Below are 15,485 nucleotides of genomic sequence, written 5' to 3'. Positions count from 1 at the left end.
AAGGAGGTGGATCATGATCGAGGCACGCGCGCTGACCAAGCGTTTCCGGCGCAACACTGCCGTCGACGGGGTGGACCTGGACGTGCCGGCGGGCACGGTGTGCGGCCTGCTCGGCCCCAACGGCGCCGGGAAGACGACGGTCGTGCGCATCCTCGCCACGCTGTTGCGCCCCGACGGCGGCAGCGCCCGGGTGGCCGGCCACGACGTGGTGCACGACGCGCGGCGGGCGCGGCTGCGGCTGGGCCTCGCCGGGCAGTACGCGGCGGTCGACGAGATCCTGCCGGGCCGCGCCAACCTGATCATGTTCGGCCGGCTGTACCACCTGCCGCCGCGGCGGGCCCGCGAGCGCGCCGACGAGCTGCTCGAGCGGTTCCGCCTCACCGACGCGGCGTCGCGCCCGGTCCGCACCTACTCCGGCGGCATGCGCCGCCGCCTGGACCTGGCCGCGAGCCTCATCGCCGCGCCGTCGGTCCTCTTCCTGGATGAGCCGACCACGGGCATCGACCCCGGCGCCCGGCTCGAGATCTGGGACATGATCGGCGAGCTGGTGCGCGAGGGAACGACGGTGCTGCTCACCACGCAGTACCTCGACGAGGCCGACCGCCTGGCCGACCAGATCGTGGTCCTCGACCACGGCCGGGTCGCCGCCGCCGGCACGCCCCTGGCCCTGAAGAAGTCGCTGGGCGGCGCACGGGTGGACGTGGTGCTGCACGACCGCACCCGGGCCGCGGAGGCCGCCGCCATCATGGCCGGCTCCGCCATTGTGGCCGGCTCCGCCACTGTGGCCAGCTCCGCCACTGTGGCCAGTTCCACCAGCGTGGCTGGCTCCGCCCACGTGGACGGCTCCGTCATCCTGGATGGCTCCGCCATTGTGGACGGCTCCGCCATCGTGGCCCGTGACGTCACCGTGGCCCGTGACGTCATCGTGGCCCGTGACGTCACCGTGGCCCGTGACGTCACCGTGGCCCGTGACGTCAGCGTGGACGGGGCCCGGCTGTCGGTCGCCTCGGACGAGCTCATCCGCATCGCCACGCAGCTGGCCGCCGCCGGCATCGAGGTCGACGACATCGCGCTGCGCCGCCCGACCTTGGACGAGGTCTTCCTGCACCTCACGGGCGGTGCCGCCGCATGACCGCCGTCACGGACACGATGATCATCGCCCGCCGCAGCTTCGCCCACCTGCGCCGCGAGCCCGGCCAGCTGGTCGGCTTCCTGCTCTTCCCGATCATCATGATCGTGCTGTTCGCCTACGTCTTCGGCAGCGCGATCTCCCTGCCCGGCGGCGGCAACTACGGCGCGTTCCTCATGCCCGGCATCTTCATGCAGACGATGGCGCTGACCGCGGTACAGGCCGCGACCCGCACCAACACCGACATGACCCAGGGCATCATCGACCGCTTCCGCTCGATGCCCATCGCCCGCGCCGCGGTCCTCACCGGCACCAACCTGGCCGAGATCGCGCTGCGCCTGCTGGGCCTGGCCGGCATGGTCCTGTGCGCCCTGGCCCTGACCGACTGGTCCCCGCACCGCGGCGTGGCGTCGACGACCGCCGCCTTCGTTCTGCTGGCCGCCTTCGGCCTGGCCATGATCTGGGTCGGCACCTTCATCGGCCTGTCGGTGAGCAACCCGACGGTCGCCGACCAGGCCACGTTCGGCTGGCTGTTCCCGATGACGTTCCTGGCGAACACCTTCGTCCCGACGCAGGGCCTGCCGTCCTGGCTGCGCCCGGTCGCGGACTGGAACCCGATGAGCGCAACGGTGGCGGCGGTACGCGCCCTGTTCGGCAACCCGTCACCGACCCCCGCGCACGCCGCCTGGCCCTTGCAGCACCCGATCCCCACCTCGGTCGCGTGGTCCATCGCCCTGCTGCTGGTCTTCGTGCCGCTCTCCATTTGGCGGTACCGCAAAGCCTCCCGCTGACGCGCCCCCGCGAACGGCGCGCCGGTGGGTGGCTCAGCCCATCACGCGGGCGCCGTACGCGGTGGCGACCGACATCAGCGCCCTGGCCGTCCGCGCCCGCCGCAGGTCCGGAACGCTCAGGGAGCGCCAGTCCGCGGACAGCGCGTGCAGCTGCGCCACGGTCATCGGCATCGCCGCGAGGCTCAGCCGGGTCAGGTCGGCGGCATGCACGGCGGCGGCCCGCTGCGTCAGGCTGCGCACGAACCACATCCAGCGCCAGACCCACTCCTCGCGCGGCCACACGGCGGCGTCGGCCGCCCGGTCCAGCAGCCAGATCTCCAGCCCCGCCCACTCCGCCGCCCGCAGCGGCTCCCGGAACCGCAGGGCCGGCAACGGATGCAGCAGCGAGACCCACCACTCGGCGGCCTCGGCGCTGTCCGGCACCCGGGCGGCGAGCCACTCCCCCCGCTCGGTACGCGTCAACGGCAGCAGGTCCTGCAGGCTCGCGCACACGGCGCGCCACTGGGCCTCGGGCAGCGCGCGCAGCTCGGGCGTCGGCCACACCGGCGCCGCGATCGCCACCGCCAGCCCGCCCTCGGCGGTGACGGTCGCCCCGCTGACCGGCGACCGCAGCGTGGTGTCGGGCACGCCGTGGCGCCCGACCGGCAGCGGTACCAGGCTCTGGCCCACCCGCCGCAGCTCCTCGTGCAGCTCGTCGAGGCGCACCTTCTCCACGAGCCGGTCCGCCCGCACCACCAGGAACCGCCCCAGCCAGGGCTCGTCGGGCCCCAGCCGTTCGTAGTGGCACTCGACGGTCCCGAAGTCGCGGTACATTCCGTCGCCGCCTACGTGCTCGCCGTACTGTGCCCCGAGCGTGGCCATGAGCGCATGGATCGGCGCCTCGGCGCTCAGCCCGCGCACCCGCGCGGTGGCCAGCGCCTCGACACACATCTCGAGCGGCGACTCCTCGTTCCTGGCCTCAGCGTTCATGGCGTCGACACCCCACCGGCAAGGCGGCACAGCGAGTCGAACGCGGCGGCGATGTCCCCGGCGACCTCGTCCGGCCCCGGCTCGCCGTGCTCCCACCGCCGACCGCGGTGCAGCCAGACGGTGCGCAACCCCGCCGAGCGCGCGCCGCCGACGTCGCGCACCGGGCAGTCGCCGGTCATCCAGGTCTCGGCGGTGAGCCGCTCCCCGCACCGCTCGGCCGCGGCGACGAACATGCGCAGGTCCGGCTTGCCCGCCCCGACCTCCTCGGAGACGGCGACCGCGTCGACGTGCGCGTCCAGCCCGGTGCGCCGCAGCTTGGCCCACTGCTGCGCGGTCGCGCCGTTGGTCGCCACCGCGACCTTCCATCCGGCGGCGCGCAGCTCGTCAAGCCTCCGCGGTACGACGGGATCGACCTCGACACACTCCACGAGCTCGGCCCGCAGCCGCTCGACCGGCACCCGGACCCCGTACCGCTCGAGGATCGCGGCCACCAGGCGCTCGCGCGGCGTGTAGCCGTCGCCGTCGGCCCGCTCCAGCCAGTCGACCTCGCCGGCCCCCAGCTCACACCCCGCGGCGAAGCCCTCCGCCCACCGCCGGAACGCCCCCGCCCGGTCGATGAGCGTGTTGTCGAGATCGAAGATCGCCAGCGCCACGCCGCCGATCGTACGCACTCGCGCAAAGCCCCGCCTGAGAATCATCAGGCGCGGCGGGAGGTGCGCGGCGGGACGGTCAGGCTGGGTGGGAGGCGCGAGGCGGGTGCGTTTGGGACCGAACGACCGGGCGGCCAGGGGCGGCGCATGCGGCGGCGGCGAAGTACCAGGCTCTGCGGGAGCCGTGGCACAGGTGGGTTCGACACGGTGTCGGCCGTGGACGCTGCCGGGTCGGGCAATGCGGCGGGTCAGGCAATGTGGAAGCTGTCGCCGTAGACCTTCCAGGTGAGCGGTGTGTTCAGGGCCAGGTTGCCGGCCCTCAGGAACTCGCGCTGGGCGGTGTCGACCCGGCTCGTGTCGCTGTGGGCGGACTCTGCCCGCATGGCGGCGACGCGCACGTCCAGGAACGCGTTCAGGTATGTGGACTCGTCTCCTCCCTGGGACGGGGGCTTCGCCTTGGACAGGGCGGCGCGGCGGATGCCGCCGAAGCTTTCGGCGTCCGAGCCGGGGCCGTGCATCACCATCGCGTCGTAGTAGATGAACTGGCCCAGGGTGCCGAGGCCGTCGGACTTGGCCTGGGCCACCGCGGGGTTGAAGTACACCCGGTCACGCTCGTCGTCCTGGGCCCTCGTGAACTGCGGATCGGCCGCGGCGGCGCGCCAGTCGGCGGTGAAGCCGGGGTCCAGGCCCGCGTGGGAGGCGGTGCCGTTCACGCGGCGCAGCGCCGGCAGGTACTTGGCCAGCGCGTTGCCGGGCACCCGCCGCGTGTACTCCTCGACGAGGTCCAGCATGTCGCCGGTGCCCGAGCAGAAGCCGATGATCCCGGCGGTGTAGCCGCGGCCGTCGCCGATGTCCTCGATGTACCCGTACTGCGACCGCCAGTCCAGCGTTGAGTTCTCCGCCGAGGAGACCAGCTGCATCGCGATCTCCTTCTTGCGCGGGTCGGCCAGGCCGGCCCCGGGTGCCCCGGTCGAAGTGGGCGTCGCCGCCGGACTCGACGGGCGAGGAGTGGGCGTCGCCGCCGGGCTCGACGGGCGAGGGGTGTCCGTCGCCGCCGGGCGCGACGGGCGAGGGGTGTCGGACGCGACCGGCGGCGCGGCCTGCGACGCGCGGCCGGGACGCCGCGTGCCGGGCGAATCGCCGAGGCCGGAGCCGGAGCCCCAGCCAGAGCCGGAGCCCCTGCCCGAGCCGGAGCCCCCGCCAGAGCCCCTGCTCGAGCCGGCGCCCGAGCCGGAGGCCGAGGCCCGGCCCGAACCGGTGCCGTACACCTCGAACTCGTACAACGAATACCCCCACTTCGTACCGCGGACGGTGCCGTACATGCGAACGTAGCGGCCGGTGGCGGACAGCGCAGTGAGGTCGTCGATGCCGCCGTCGCCGGTGGCGGTCTCGTAGACGGTGTTCCAGGTTGTGGCGTCGTTCGAGATCTGGACGCGGTACGACCGGCCGAACGCCGTCTCCCATCGCAGACGCACGCGCGAGATGCTCCGCGCGGAGCCCAGGTCGATCGCGATCCACTGCGGGTCGACGCCCTCCTCGCTGCCCCACCGCGTGCGGCCGTTGCCGTCCACCGCGCGGTCGGCGGCGAGGTCCGGGACCTCGATCGAGGACGCGGAGACCGGGCGGCCGCGCGACAGCAGCGTGTCCGTCGCCGCCTCCGCGTCGGAGGTCGCCCAGGCGGTGAGCGGTACCGCAACGAGCGCCCCGACAACGGCCAGCGGCACGACGAGCCTGCGAGACAACGACATCGACCCCTCCGGGCGGTGCGGTCGCGGCGAACGACCCGGCGGCCGCCGCCTGCGTCTGCGTTCGGACCGCCCGATCGGAACACGCGGCGGGGTGAGTCCGCGCCGGGGAAAGGTGGATTTCACAAGGGCCTCAGCCCACCCCATCCCAGACGGGTGAGCAACCTAGGAGAGCACGTCACGCAGGGCGGGCAGAAGGTCCGGGTGCTCGAACTCGAAGCCGGCGTCCAGCAGCCGCGACGGGACGCAGCGGCGACCGGTCAGGGCCAGGGCGGGATCCGTGCGCAGCAGCACGGCGCCGAACCGGACGAGGGGCTCCGGCGGCGAGAGCAGCGCCGGGCGCCGCAGGACAGCCCGCAGGGCCGCCATGAGCTCGGCGTTGCGGACGGGGTTGGGGCCGGTCAGGTGTACCACACCGGCAAGCGACGAATCGTCCAGCGCGCGGCGCACCGCGGCCAGCACGTCGTCGACGTGAATCCAGCTCACCCACTGCCGGCCGGTGCCGATCCGCCCGCCGAGGCCCCATCTGGTCAGGCCCGCGAGGCGGCGCAGCGCCGGTGAGCCGCGGTCGAGCACGATGCCCATGCGCAGCACGACCTGGCGGGTGTCCTCGACGATCGCGCGCTGGAACGTCGCCGCCTCGGCCAGCGACGCCGCGGCCTCCCAGGCGCGCGCGACGCCGGCCATCTGCGGCGGGCCGTCGGCGACCGGGGACGACTCGTCGATCTCGGCCTCGCCGCCGTCGCCGTAGATGGCCAGGGTGCTCGCCTGCAGCCAGACCCGCGGCGGCTCGGCCAGCACGGCGGCGGCCTCGACCAGGGCGTACGTCGGGCGCACCCGGGACAGGCGCAGCAGCTCGACGTTGGCGCGGGTCGGGCGGCGGTCGACGAGCTCGCCGGCCAGGTTGATCACGGCGGCGCCCGCCAGCTCGTCGGCCCAGTCCTCGACGGTGGCGCCGTCCCACTCGATCTGGCGATACGGCAGATCGGCGCGGACGCGGCGGGTCAGGATCAGGATCTCGTGATCGCGCGCGGCCAGATCGGCCGCGATCCGGCGCCCGAGCGATCCGGCGCCCCCGGCCAGCACGATCTTCACGCCGCTTTTCTACCAGTACGCGAATCTCGCCAGGTATGGCCCGGCCAAAGGAGCAACCAAGCCGAAACACATAGCCCGGCGGCGGCATTCAACCATGTCCGGCCGACAAGAGCGACTCCCCGGCGTCGGTTCGCGCGTAGAGCACGCTGCGGCCGACCCGGTGCGCGCTGACCAGGCCCGCGGCCCGCATCGCGGCGAGGCACTGCGACACGGCCGGCGTCGACAGCCCGGTCCGGGCGGCGAGCTGGGTGGTGGAGGCCGGCGTGTCCAGGTCGGCGAGCAGCCGGGCGCGGGAGCGGCCGAGCACGCCCGCGAGCGCGCCGGTGTCGGTGCGCTCGCCGCGCTCCCAGAGCGTGCCGGCGCCGCGGGCCGGGTACGCCAGCTGTGGCGGGTCCGGCGGCGCGACCCGGCTGGCCAGCCGCGGGCCGCCGAACGCGGTCGGTGCGAGCACCAGGCCCGGCCCGGAGCCGTCGCGCGGCATGGGGCGGGTGCGGCGCAGCAGGTGCAGGGCGTCGCCGTCCCACCGCAGGGAGGCGTGCAGGTCGTTGAACGCGTGCCCGGCGCCGTGCTCGGCGACCTGACGGGCGCGGTGCAGCACGTCGGTGTCGAGGACCGCTCGGATGCGGGCCCAATACGGTGCGAGCGCCTGGTCGAAGTACACCTGGATCTCCTGCGTGACGCGAGCCAGGCGGGCCGCCGGGTCCGCGTGCAGCGCGCGCAGTCGCGGGCCGAGGGAGCCTTCGTGGTACCGCAGATGCTCCAGATCCCGGCGAACGCGTTCGGCCGGCGTGGACCGGATCGCGGCGAGCTCGGCGGACAGGGCGGGCGCGGGGCCGTCGGGGGCGGGGTTGAGGAAGTAGGGCCAGAAGCCCGCGGCGGGGATGAGCTCGGCGAGCCACCCGCGGTCGAGCCCGGCGGCGGCCAGGCGCGGGCGGACCTGCGCGAGCCACGGCCCGTGCACGGCCGCGTCGGCGTCGTCGCGGCGCAGCAGCCGGAAGCTGCTGAGCACCTGCCACATCGGGGACACGGCGAAGCGCACCTGCGCCAGGTCGCGCGCCGAGAGTGTCAGCTCAGCCAGGCCGATCCCCCCGTGGATTCGCACATGCACAAATCAATGGCCGCCACGGTACCGCGAACAGCATGCTCCCCGGCATGACCGACAACACGATCACCGCGAACGCCGCGGGCTCCTGGCGGCTCGGCGACCGGACCGTGCGCCGCCTCGGCTTCGGTGCGATGCGCCTGCCGCAGACCGGCAGGGCGCTGGACCCGGCCGCCGTGCCGCGCGACCGCGACCAGGCGGTCGCCGTGCTGCGCCTGGCGGTGGACCTCGGCGTGAACCACGTCGACACGGCAGCCTTCTACTTCTCGCCGCTGCGCTCGGCGAACGAGTTGATCAACACCGCGCTCTCGCCGTACCCCGCCGACCTCGTCATCGCTACCAAGGTCGGCCCGGCCCGCGACGCCGAGGGGCACTGGGTGCCCGGCGGCGTGACCCCGGCGCAGCTGCGCGGGCAGGTCGAGGAGAACCTGCGCCAGCTCGGCCTGGACGAGATCGACGTGGTGAACCTGCGCGTCTCCGGCCCGGGCTCGATCGCCGAGCGCTTCGGCGCCCTCGCGGACCTGCGCGCGGCCGGGCTGATCCGGCACCTCGGCGTGTCGAACGTGACCTCCGGCCAGCTCGCCGAGGCGCGGGCGATCGCGCCGGTGGTGTGCGTGCAGAACCGGTACGCCATCGGCGCACCGCCGGAGCAGCACGCGATGCTGCGCGAGTGCGGCGAGCTGGGCATCGCGTTCGTGCCGTTCTACTCGATCGCGGGCCCGGGCAGCCAGGGCGGGCGGCGCACCGCGGAGGCCGACGACGCCGGGGTGCGGGCCGTCGCGGCGGCGCACGGTGCGAGCGAGGCGCAGGTGCGGCTGGCCTGGACGCTGCATCAGGGCGAGCACGTGCTCGCCATCCCGGGCACCGGCGATCCGGTACACCTGGAGGAGAACGTCGCGGCCGGCGCCCTGCGGCTGAGCCCGCAGGACCTGGCGACGCTAGCCGGCTAGCCCCTTCAGGAGCAGGTCGGTGAAGGCGTCGACGACCTGCTCGTCGGTGTACGGGCCGCCGGGGGGCAGCGAATAGCTGGTCAGGGCCAGCATCGCGCCCATTCCGGCGGCGATCAGCTCCGGCTCGCCCGGCAGCGGGCGGCCCTGCTCGCGCAGCCATTCGAGGTGCTCGCGCAGCGTGCCGGTCTGGCCGGTCATGTCCCGCCAGGCGCGGCCCGACGCCGGGTCGTCGGCGACCATCGACTGGAACAGCGCCACCTGGATCGCGCGGTGCTCGCGCATGACGGACCAGGCGATGGCGAGGTGCTCGCGCAGCTGCGCGCGATCCGTCAGGTCGTGGTCCTTCGGGTGCTCCACCGCCGCGAGGCGCTCGTCGGCGGCGTCCTCCAGGTCGCCCAGCAGCGCCTGCAGCAGCTCCTGCTTGTCCGCGAAGTGCTCGTAGAACGAGCCGGTCGCGCGGCCGGCCGCGGACGTGATGTCGGTGACCTTCGTGTTGAGGTACCCCCGCTCGCCGAACAGCCTGCGGGCGGCGTCCAGCAGCGCCGCGCGGGTCTGCGCGGCCCTCACCTTGCGCACACCCTCCTCCTTGCCACGGGCCATGCGGGCACCCCTTCCAACGTCGCGGGTTGACGCCCGACAGCCTACCGAACATACTTTCACTGAAAATGAATTCAGTGAATCGCGATTCAGGAAGGCGAGGGCCATGCGGGCGATCGTGATCGGCGGCGGGGCGACGGCGGCGCTGGCGCTGCGGCGCATCGGCGCGGACGTGACGGTGTACGAGGCGTACGAGGACCCGGCGGGCGACGTCGGCGCGTTCGTGAGCCTGGCGGCCAACGGGCTGCGGGCCGTCGACGAGCTCGGCGCGCTGGCCGAGGTGCGCGCCGCCGACGTGGAAATCGCCCGGCAGCGGATGTGGTCGACCGGCGGCACGCTGCTCGGCGACGTCGCCCGCGGCCGCCGGGAGAGCGACGAGCTGCGCAGCGTCACGCTGCTGCGCGGACGGCTCGTCGCGGCTCTGCGGGCCGCGGCCGTCGGTGCCGGCGCGCGGATCGTGACCGGCGCCCGGCTCACCGGCCTCGACGAGACGGCCGACGGCGTGACCGTGCGGCTCGACGACGGCGGCACCGACGCGGCCGACGTGGTCGTGGCCGCGGACGGGATCTGGTCGACGGTGCGTGCCCTGCTCGACCCGGCGGCGCCCGTCCCGCAGTACGCCGGCCTCTACTGCGTCTCGGGCGTGTCGCGGATGGACGGCGTCGAGCCCGGCGTGTTCAACATGACGTTCGCGCGCAACGGCGCCTTCATCCACCTGGCCGCCGGCGGCGAGGTGTGGTGGTCGGCGCAGATCGCCGCGCCGGTCGAGCCCGCGCGCGACGGCGTCGCCGAGGCCGAGTGGCTGGCGCGCACCGCCGAGCTGTACCGCGAGGAGGCCGTCCCGTCCGCGGTGATCTCGGCCACCACCCGCCTGCACCCGACCGTGCTCATGCACGTCGTCGACCCGGTGCCGACCTGGCGCAGCGGCCGGGTCGTGCTCATCGGCGACGCCGCGCACCCGGTCGGGGCCGGGCAGGGCGCCTCGATGGCGATCGAGGACGCGCTCGCGCTGGCCGCGGCGCTGCAGGAGGTACCCGCGGTACCGGATGCGCTGCCTCTTTATGAGGCGGACCGGCGCCCGCGGATCACGAAGGTGCTCGGCACCGCTGAGGACAACCGCGGTGCCAAGAAGGCCGGTCCGGTCAGGCGGCGGCTGCAGGCGGCGATGATGCGGATCTTCGTGCCGATGTTCTATGAGAAGGCGACGACGTGGTTGTACTCATACGAGCCCGCGAAACTCGCCAAGTAGCCTAGGCGCGGTGAACAGCGAGCGCCGGCGGCAGATCGACGCGATCGTCCGGGGCGCGGTGGCGTACGAGGACGGTCTCGACGCGCTCGCCGTCGCACCCACCGCCGAGGTCGACCCGGCGCTGTTCGCCGCCGTGACCGAGACCGCCGCCCGGCTGTGGAAGGGCGGCTGGCAGCCGGCCGAGCTGCACCGCGCCGTGGTCCGCCGCGGCGGCACCGACCGGCCGGTGCTCGGCCACGCGGTCGTCGACGCCGTCGCGGCGCACCTGCGCGGGTTCAAGCGCCGGGAGGTCGACGAGCGTTGGCTGGCACAGGCCGACGAGCTCGGCGCGGCCGCGTGGTGGAGCGCCGACACCGCGTACGTGACCGAGCTCGCCGCACGCCGCCGCCTCGACCGGGTCTCCGCGCTGGACGACCTGCTCGGGCTGCTCGTCGTGCTCGCCGAGCTGCCGGCGATCGAGGTGCTGGTCCCGCCGCCGGGCACGGCGCCGCGCCGCAGGAGCTCCGGCCCCCGGGTCGACGATCGGCTCCTGGACCGCGTGCGGGCGCTGCTGGCGAAGGCGGAGTCGACGGGATACCCGGCCGAGGCCGAGACCTACACCGCCAAGGCGCAGGAGCTCATCGCCCGGCACTCGATCGACGAGGCGCTCCTGGCCGGCCGCGACGGCACCGATGCGAAGGTCGTGCCGTTCGCGCGGCGCATCGGCGTGGACCACCCATACGAGGGCGAGAAGGCATCGCTGCTCAGCGCCGTCGCGGCCGCGAACCACTGCCACACGGTGTGGTCGCCGGACCTCGGGTTCACCACGATCTTCGGGTTCGATGCGGACATCGACGCGGTCGACCTGCTGTACACCTCACTGCTCGTGCAGGCGAACCGCGCGATGGCGCGGGCCGAGCCCCCCGGCGGCAAGGCCGGGCGGGCGCGGCTGAAGGCGTTCCGCCAGTCGTTCCTCGTCGCCTACGGGGTGCGCATCGGCGAGCGGCTGGCGCGCGCCGCCGAGGCCGCCCTGGAAGCGGCGCCGGAGGCGGCCGACCTGCTGCCCGTGCTGCGCTCCCGCGACGAGCAGGTGCGCGAGACGATGCTGCGCGTGTTCCCGCGCACGGTGCGCGGCCGCGGAAGCCGGGTCGACAGCCGGGAGGGCTGGGAGTCCGGCCGGGAGGCCGCCGACCGCGCCCAGCTGCGCTGAGCAGGAGGGACCGGCGGGCGCCGATGTCTGCCCGAACGACCGACGCTGTCCGGCCACAGGGCGTTTTAGTCTCCTCCGTCATGCTTTCTTCGCACTACGGGGAGTAGCCACATGCTCATCAGGGTCCCGGCCGGCCAGGTCGCGGCGGGCCAGCTGCCGCACATCTGCCCGCGCCACGGCGAGCAGGCGATCGAGATGAAGAAGGTCCGGCTGATCTCGAAGCCTCCGGGCTGGGCGATCGTGCTGATCCTCCTGGCCGTCATCGTGTACGTCATCGTGGTCTCGGCGCTGCGCAAGAAGGTCCTGGCGCCGGCGTGGCCGTGGTGCGAGCAGTGCAAGGCGGCGCGCTCGCGCAACCTCGGCATCGGCCTCGGCGTGCTCGGCCTCGGCGTGCTGCTGTTCGTCATCGGCGCGGCCATGGGCGAGAACGGCGCCGCACTGTTCCTCTTCGGCTTCCTCGCCTTCCTGATCGGCCTGATCATCGCGCTGCGGGCCAACCCGCAGGTCATCTCCAGCGCGTTCGTGTCGCAGGACGGCGCCTTCGTCGACATCACCAAGGGCGACGAGCGCTTCGCCCGGGCGCTGCAGGGCGGCGGGCAGCCGGCCGTGCCGCAGCAGGGCCAGTGGGGCTACGGCGCCGCACCGCAGCAGCCGGTGCAGTACCAGCAGCAGCCGGCCGGGTACCAGCCGCAGCAGCAGCAGTACCCGCCGCAGCAGCAGGGGTACACGCAGTACCCGGGCCAGTGACATAGAGCGGGCCGCGCACTCCGCCAACTGGTGTGCGCGGCCCGCCTCCCCCGCCCTCAGGGGGTCCATGGGTTATGGGGTGGTCGTCCACACGAAGGTGGTGCTCGCCCCGGTGCTGGCGGTGACGGTCACGGTGCTCGTGCCGGCCGCGGTGGCCGTGCCCGAGATGACGCCCGCCGAGCTGATCGACAGGCCGGCCGGCAGACCGGTCGCCGTGTAGGTGGCCCCGGCCGCGCCGAACGCCCACGACACCGCCTTGCCGACCGGGCTGCTCATCCCGTACGGGTTGGGCAGCAGGTTCGACGGGACGGTCACGGCGGTCACGGCCAGGTTCCCGGTCAACGGCAGGTTGCGCGACGAGTTGCCGATCGATATCTGGTACGTCCCGGCCGCGGTCGTCCACGCGTTGCTGGTCGTGTTCCAGTACGCCAGGTCCTTCTGCGTCACCGTGAAGCTCACGGTCGTCGACGCGCCCGCGTTGAGCGTGACCCGCTGGAAGCCCTTGAGCGAGCGCGGCGGCTCGCCCACTGCGGCCGGCGCCCCGACGTACAGCTGCACGACCTCGGTGCCGGCCCGGCTGCCGGTGTTGGTGACCGTCGCGCTCACCGTGGCCTTGCCGTTGTTCAGCGCTCCGACCTGCAGGTTGGAGAAGCCGAACGTGGTGTACGACAGGCCGTAGCCGAACGGGAACAGCGGCGCGATGTTCTGGCTGTCGTACCAGCGGTAGCCGACCTTCAGGGCCTCGGAGTACTGCACCTGGTTGTTCGCGCCGGGCCACTGCGCCGTCGTGTGCGCCGGCACGTCGGCGAGGCTCTTCGGGAAGCTGACCGGCAGCTTGCCCGACGGGTTGGCGTCGCCGAAGAGCAGCGCCGCGGTCGCCGTGCCGACCTGCTGGCCGGCGTAGAAGCCCTCGAAGACGCCCGCCACCTGGTCCAGCCACGGCATCGTGGTCGCCGAGTTGGTGTGCAGCACGACGATCGTGCGGGGGTTGGCCGCCGCGACCTGGCTGATCAGCGAGTTGTAGGTGCCCGGCAGGTCGATCGTGGTCTGGTCGGAGCCTTCGTTGCCGTAGTTGTTGCTGGCGAACACGATCGCGACGTCGGAGCTGCGGGCGAGGGCGACCGCGTTGGCGACGTTCGTCCCGTCGTTGTACGTCACCGTCGTCCCTGTCCCCTGTACACGGTTCTGGATTCCGGTCAGCGGCCAGACGGTGCCCGAGCTTGTGGCGGTGGCGCTGCCGCCGCCGACGCTCTGGACGCCCGCTCCCCCGTCGACGCCCAGCACGGCGATGGAATGCGTCGTGGATGTGGACAGCGGCAGGATGCCGTTGTTCTTCAGCAGGACGGTGCCCTCCTCGGCGCCGCGGCGGGCGACGTCGATGTGCGCGGCGGTGCTGACGTTCGCCGCCGTCGAGCCGGTCCTGGGCTTGTCGAACAGGCCGAACGCGAACATCGGGGTGAGCACGCGGGTCACCATGAGGTCGAGCTGGGCCGCGCTGACCTGGCCGTTGGCGACGGCCTGGCGCAGGAAGTCGGCGTAGAAGTAGCCGCCGGGCATCTCCATCGTCATGCCGCTGTTCGCCGCCGGGACGGTGGAGTGCGCCGCGCCCCAATCCGAGGTGACGAACCCGCCGAAGCCGGCCTGCTGGTACAGCGCCGTGTTCAGCAGGTAGGGGTGGTCACAGTCGTAGACGCCGTTCACGGTTGAGTAGCCGCACATGATGCTGGCGGTCGCCCCCTGCGTGACCGCCGCCTGGAACCCGGGCAGGTAAATCTCCTGCAGCGTGCGGGTGTCCACGATGGCGTTGTCCGCCGGCCCGTTGCGGTTGGTCTCCTGGTTGTACACGGCCGCATGCTTGGCCTGGGCCATCACGCCCTGGCTCTGGATGCCGCGGACGTCCGCGACCGTCATCTGGCTCGTCAGGTAGGGGTCCTCGCTGAACGTCTCGAACGCCCGCCCCCAGCGCGGGTCCCGCACGATGTTCAGCGTCGGCCCGAGCGCGACGTTGGCGCCCTTGCCGGCGAACTCGGCTCCGATGGCCGCGCCGTACTCCAGCTCCAGCGCCGGGTCGAACGTCGCCGCCGAGGTCACCGCGGAGGGCATCTGCGTCACGCCGCCCATGCCGTCGCCGACGCCGCCGGGCCCGTCCTGAAAGCCCATGTCGGGGATGCACAGCGAGGCAATGCCGGTCAGGTTGCCGATGTACGGCGAGGAGGCCCCGTTGCCGTGCAGGATCGAGATCTTCTGGTCCGTCGTCATCCGGCTCAGCAGCTGGCTCACGCGGGTGGCGACCGGCGCCGTCGAGCCGACCCATGGGCAGCCCGCCGGCGGCGAGGTCGTCGTCGTGCCCGTCGTCGGCGGCGTGCCGATCACGTGCACCTGCAGCTCCCACAGCGAGTACCCGTACGCCGTCGCCCGCGCCGTGCCGTTCATCCGCACGTACCGCGCGCTGCCGCTCACGTTGATCGTCTGCGTGCCGCCGGTGCCGCTGGTCGTCGAGTACGCGTTCGTCCAGCTCGTGCCGTTCGTCGACAGCTGGACCTGGAACGCGGTGGCGTACGCCGTCTCCCACTGCAGCACGACCTGGCACACCTGCGCCGTCCCGCCCAGGTCGACCTGGATCCACTGCGGATCGCTGAACGCGCTCGACCAGCGCGTCCCCGCGTCGCCGTCGACCGCGCTCGCCACCGGCGTCCCCGCGTTCTCCGTCGAGGACGCCGTGGCGCTCCGGTTCAGTGCGGCATTGGTGGTACCGCAGGTGCCGGCCCCCATCTCGCCGAAGACCTGGAACTCCCACAGCGAGTACCCGTACGCCGTCGCCCGCGCCGTGCCGTACATGCGCACGTAGCGCCCGGTGCCGCTGACCGCGAGCGTCTGGGTGCCGCCCGTGCCCGTCGTGGTGCTGTACACGTTGGTCCAGGCGGCCCCGTCACTGGACACCTGGATCTGGAACGCCGTGGCGTACGCCGCCTCCCACTGCAGCACCACCTGGCTGATCGTGGCGGACCCGCCGAGATCGACCTGAATCCACTGCGGGTCGGAGAACGCGCTGGACCAGCGCGTCCCCGCGTTCCCGTCCACCGCGCTGGACGCCGGCGTCCCCGCATTCTCGGTCGACGAGGACGTCGCGGTCTTCCCTTGCGAAAGCAGCTGCGTGGCAGCGGAAGCGGTCAGCGTGGTGACGACGAGATAGCCGGCAACCAGCGCGGCGACGGTGAGCGGCACGAGCGTCCGAACGCGGCGCCGTCGTTTCAGGGCAGCGAACATGAAGA

At 73.3% G+C, this 15,485-nt stretch carries 13 protein-coding genes; 6 read left to right on the top strand and 7 right to left on the bottom strand.

Going from position 1 to position 15,485, the window contains the following annotated elements; genetic code table 11:
- Nucleotides 1–13 precede the first annotated feature (13 nt).
- Both ABD901_RS22145 and ABD901_RS22140 read left to right on the top strand, forming a co-directional pair.
- Nucleotides 14–1,132: an ATP-binding cassette domain-containing protein gene (locus ABD901_RS22145; protein WP_345129025.1), complete on the top strand. Its 1,119-nt coding sequence runs from the start codon at nt 14–16 to the stop codon at nt 1,130–1,132.
- Complete coding sequence (locus ABD901_RS22140) at nt 1,129–1,920, top strand: ABC transporter permease (RefSeq protein ID WP_345129024.1); 792 nt, start codon at nt 1,129–1,131, stop codon at nt 1,918–1,920. The genes ABD901_RS22145 and ABD901_RS22140 overlap by 4 nt, the downstream gene beginning before the upstream one ends.
- Nucleotides 1,921–1,953: 33 nt before the next feature.
- On the opposite strand, the gene ABD901_RS22135 is transcribed toward ABD901_RS22140, so the two are convergent.
- The 5 genes from ABD901_RS22135 to ABD901_RS22115 form a co-directional block, all read right to left on the bottom strand.
- Complete coding sequence (locus ABD901_RS22135; RefSeq protein WP_345129023.1) at nt 1,954–2,889, bottom strand: hypothetical protein; 936 nt, start codon at nt 2,887–2,889, stop codon at nt 1,954–1,956.
- Nucleotides 2,886–3,542 carry an HAD family hydrolase gene (locus ABD901_RS22130; RefSeq protein ID WP_345129022.1) on the bottom strand — a complete coding sequence of 219 codons (657 nt, stop codon included), beginning with the start codon at nt 3,540–3,542 and terminating at the stop codon, nt 2,886–2,888. Before ABD901_RS22130 ends, ABD901_RS22135 begins: the two co-directional genes overlap by 4 nt.
- A 245-nt stretch (nt 3,543–3,787) precedes the next feature.
- Nucleotides 3,788–5,287 carry a chitosanase gene (locus tag ABD901_RS22125; protein WP_345129021.1) on the bottom strand — a complete coding sequence of 500 codons (1,500 nt, stop codon included), beginning with the start codon at nt 5,285–5,287 and terminating at the stop codon, nt 3,788–3,790.
- A gap of 162 nt (nt 5,288–5,449) precedes the next feature.
- Complete coding sequence (locus ABD901_RS22120; protein ID WP_345129020.1) at nt 5,450–6,379, bottom strand: TIGR01777 family oxidoreductase; 930 nt, start codon at nt 6,377–6,379, stop codon at nt 5,450–5,452.
- Nucleotides 6,380–6,467: 88 nt separating this feature from the next.
- Nucleotides 6,468–7,481 carry an ArsR/SmtB family transcription factor gene (locus ABD901_RS22115; protein ID WP_345129019.1) on the bottom strand — a complete coding sequence of 338 codons (1,014 nt, stop codon included), beginning with the start codon at nt 7,479–7,481 and terminating at the stop codon, nt 6,468–6,470.
- A gap of 50 nt (nt 7,482–7,531) precedes the next feature.
- Here ABD901_RS22115 and ABD901_RS22110 point away from each other — a divergent pair, with 50 nt between their 5' ends.
- A complete protein-coding gene (locus ABD901_RS22110; RefSeq protein ID WP_345129018.1) occupies nt 7,532–8,431 on the top strand; it encodes an aldo/keto reductase in 900 nt (299 codons plus the stop codon).
- On the opposite strand, the gene ABD901_RS22105 is transcribed toward ABD901_RS22110, so the two are convergent.
- Complete coding sequence (locus ABD901_RS22105; RefSeq protein WP_345129017.1) at nt 8,420–9,007, bottom strand: TetR/AcrR family transcriptional regulator; 588 nt, start codon at nt 9,005–9,007, stop codon at nt 8,420–8,422. The genes ABD901_RS22110 and ABD901_RS22105 overlap by 12 nt on opposite strands.
- A 127-nt stretch (nt 9,008–9,134) precedes the next feature.
- Between ABD901_RS22105 and ABD901_RS22100 the strand changes: the two genes are divergently transcribed.
- The 3 genes from ABD901_RS22100 to ABD901_RS22090 all read left to right on the top strand — a co-directional run bounded on the left by ABD901_RS22100 (nt 9,135) and on the right by ABD901_RS22090 (nt 12,213).
- On the top strand, nt 9,135–10,277 hold the full coding sequence (locus ABD901_RS22100; protein ID WP_345129016.1) for an FAD-dependent oxidoreductase: 1,143 nt from the start codon (nt 9,135–9,137) through the stop codon (nt 10,275–10,277).
- 10 nt (nt 10,278–10,287) lie between these two features.
- Nucleotides 10,288–11,466: a DUF2786 domain-containing protein gene (locus ABD901_RS22095; protein WP_345129015.1), complete on the top strand. Its 1,179-nt coding sequence runs from the start codon at nt 10,288–10,290 to the stop codon at nt 11,464–11,466.
- A gap of 111 nt (nt 11,467–11,577) precedes the next feature.
- The gene (locus tag ABD901_RS22090; RefSeq protein ID WP_345129014.1) at nt 11,578–12,213 is read left to right on the top strand and encodes a hypothetical protein; all 636 of its coding nucleotides are present in this window, start codon (nt 11,578–11,580) and stop codon (nt 12,211–12,213) included.
- A 72-nt stretch (nt 12,214–12,285) separates the two neighbouring features.
- On the opposite strand, the gene ABD901_RS22085 is transcribed toward ABD901_RS22090, so the two are convergent.
- Complete coding sequence (locus tag ABD901_RS22085) at nt 12,286–15,480, bottom strand: glycoside hydrolase family 3 C-terminal domain-containing protein (RefSeq protein WP_345129013.1); 3,195 nt, start codon at nt 15,478–15,480, stop codon at nt 12,286–12,288.
- Between the last annotated feature and the right edge of the window lie 5 nt (nt 15,481–15,485).

Origin of the sequence: Dactylosporangium darangshiense, assembly GCF_039537565.1 — a bacterium.
GTDB classification, from domain to species: Bacteria; Actinomycetota; Actinomycetes; order Mycobacteriales; family Micromonosporaceae; genus Dactylosporangium; species Dactylosporangium darangshiense.
This window is presented reverse-complemented; position numbering and strand designations above follow the sequence as displayed.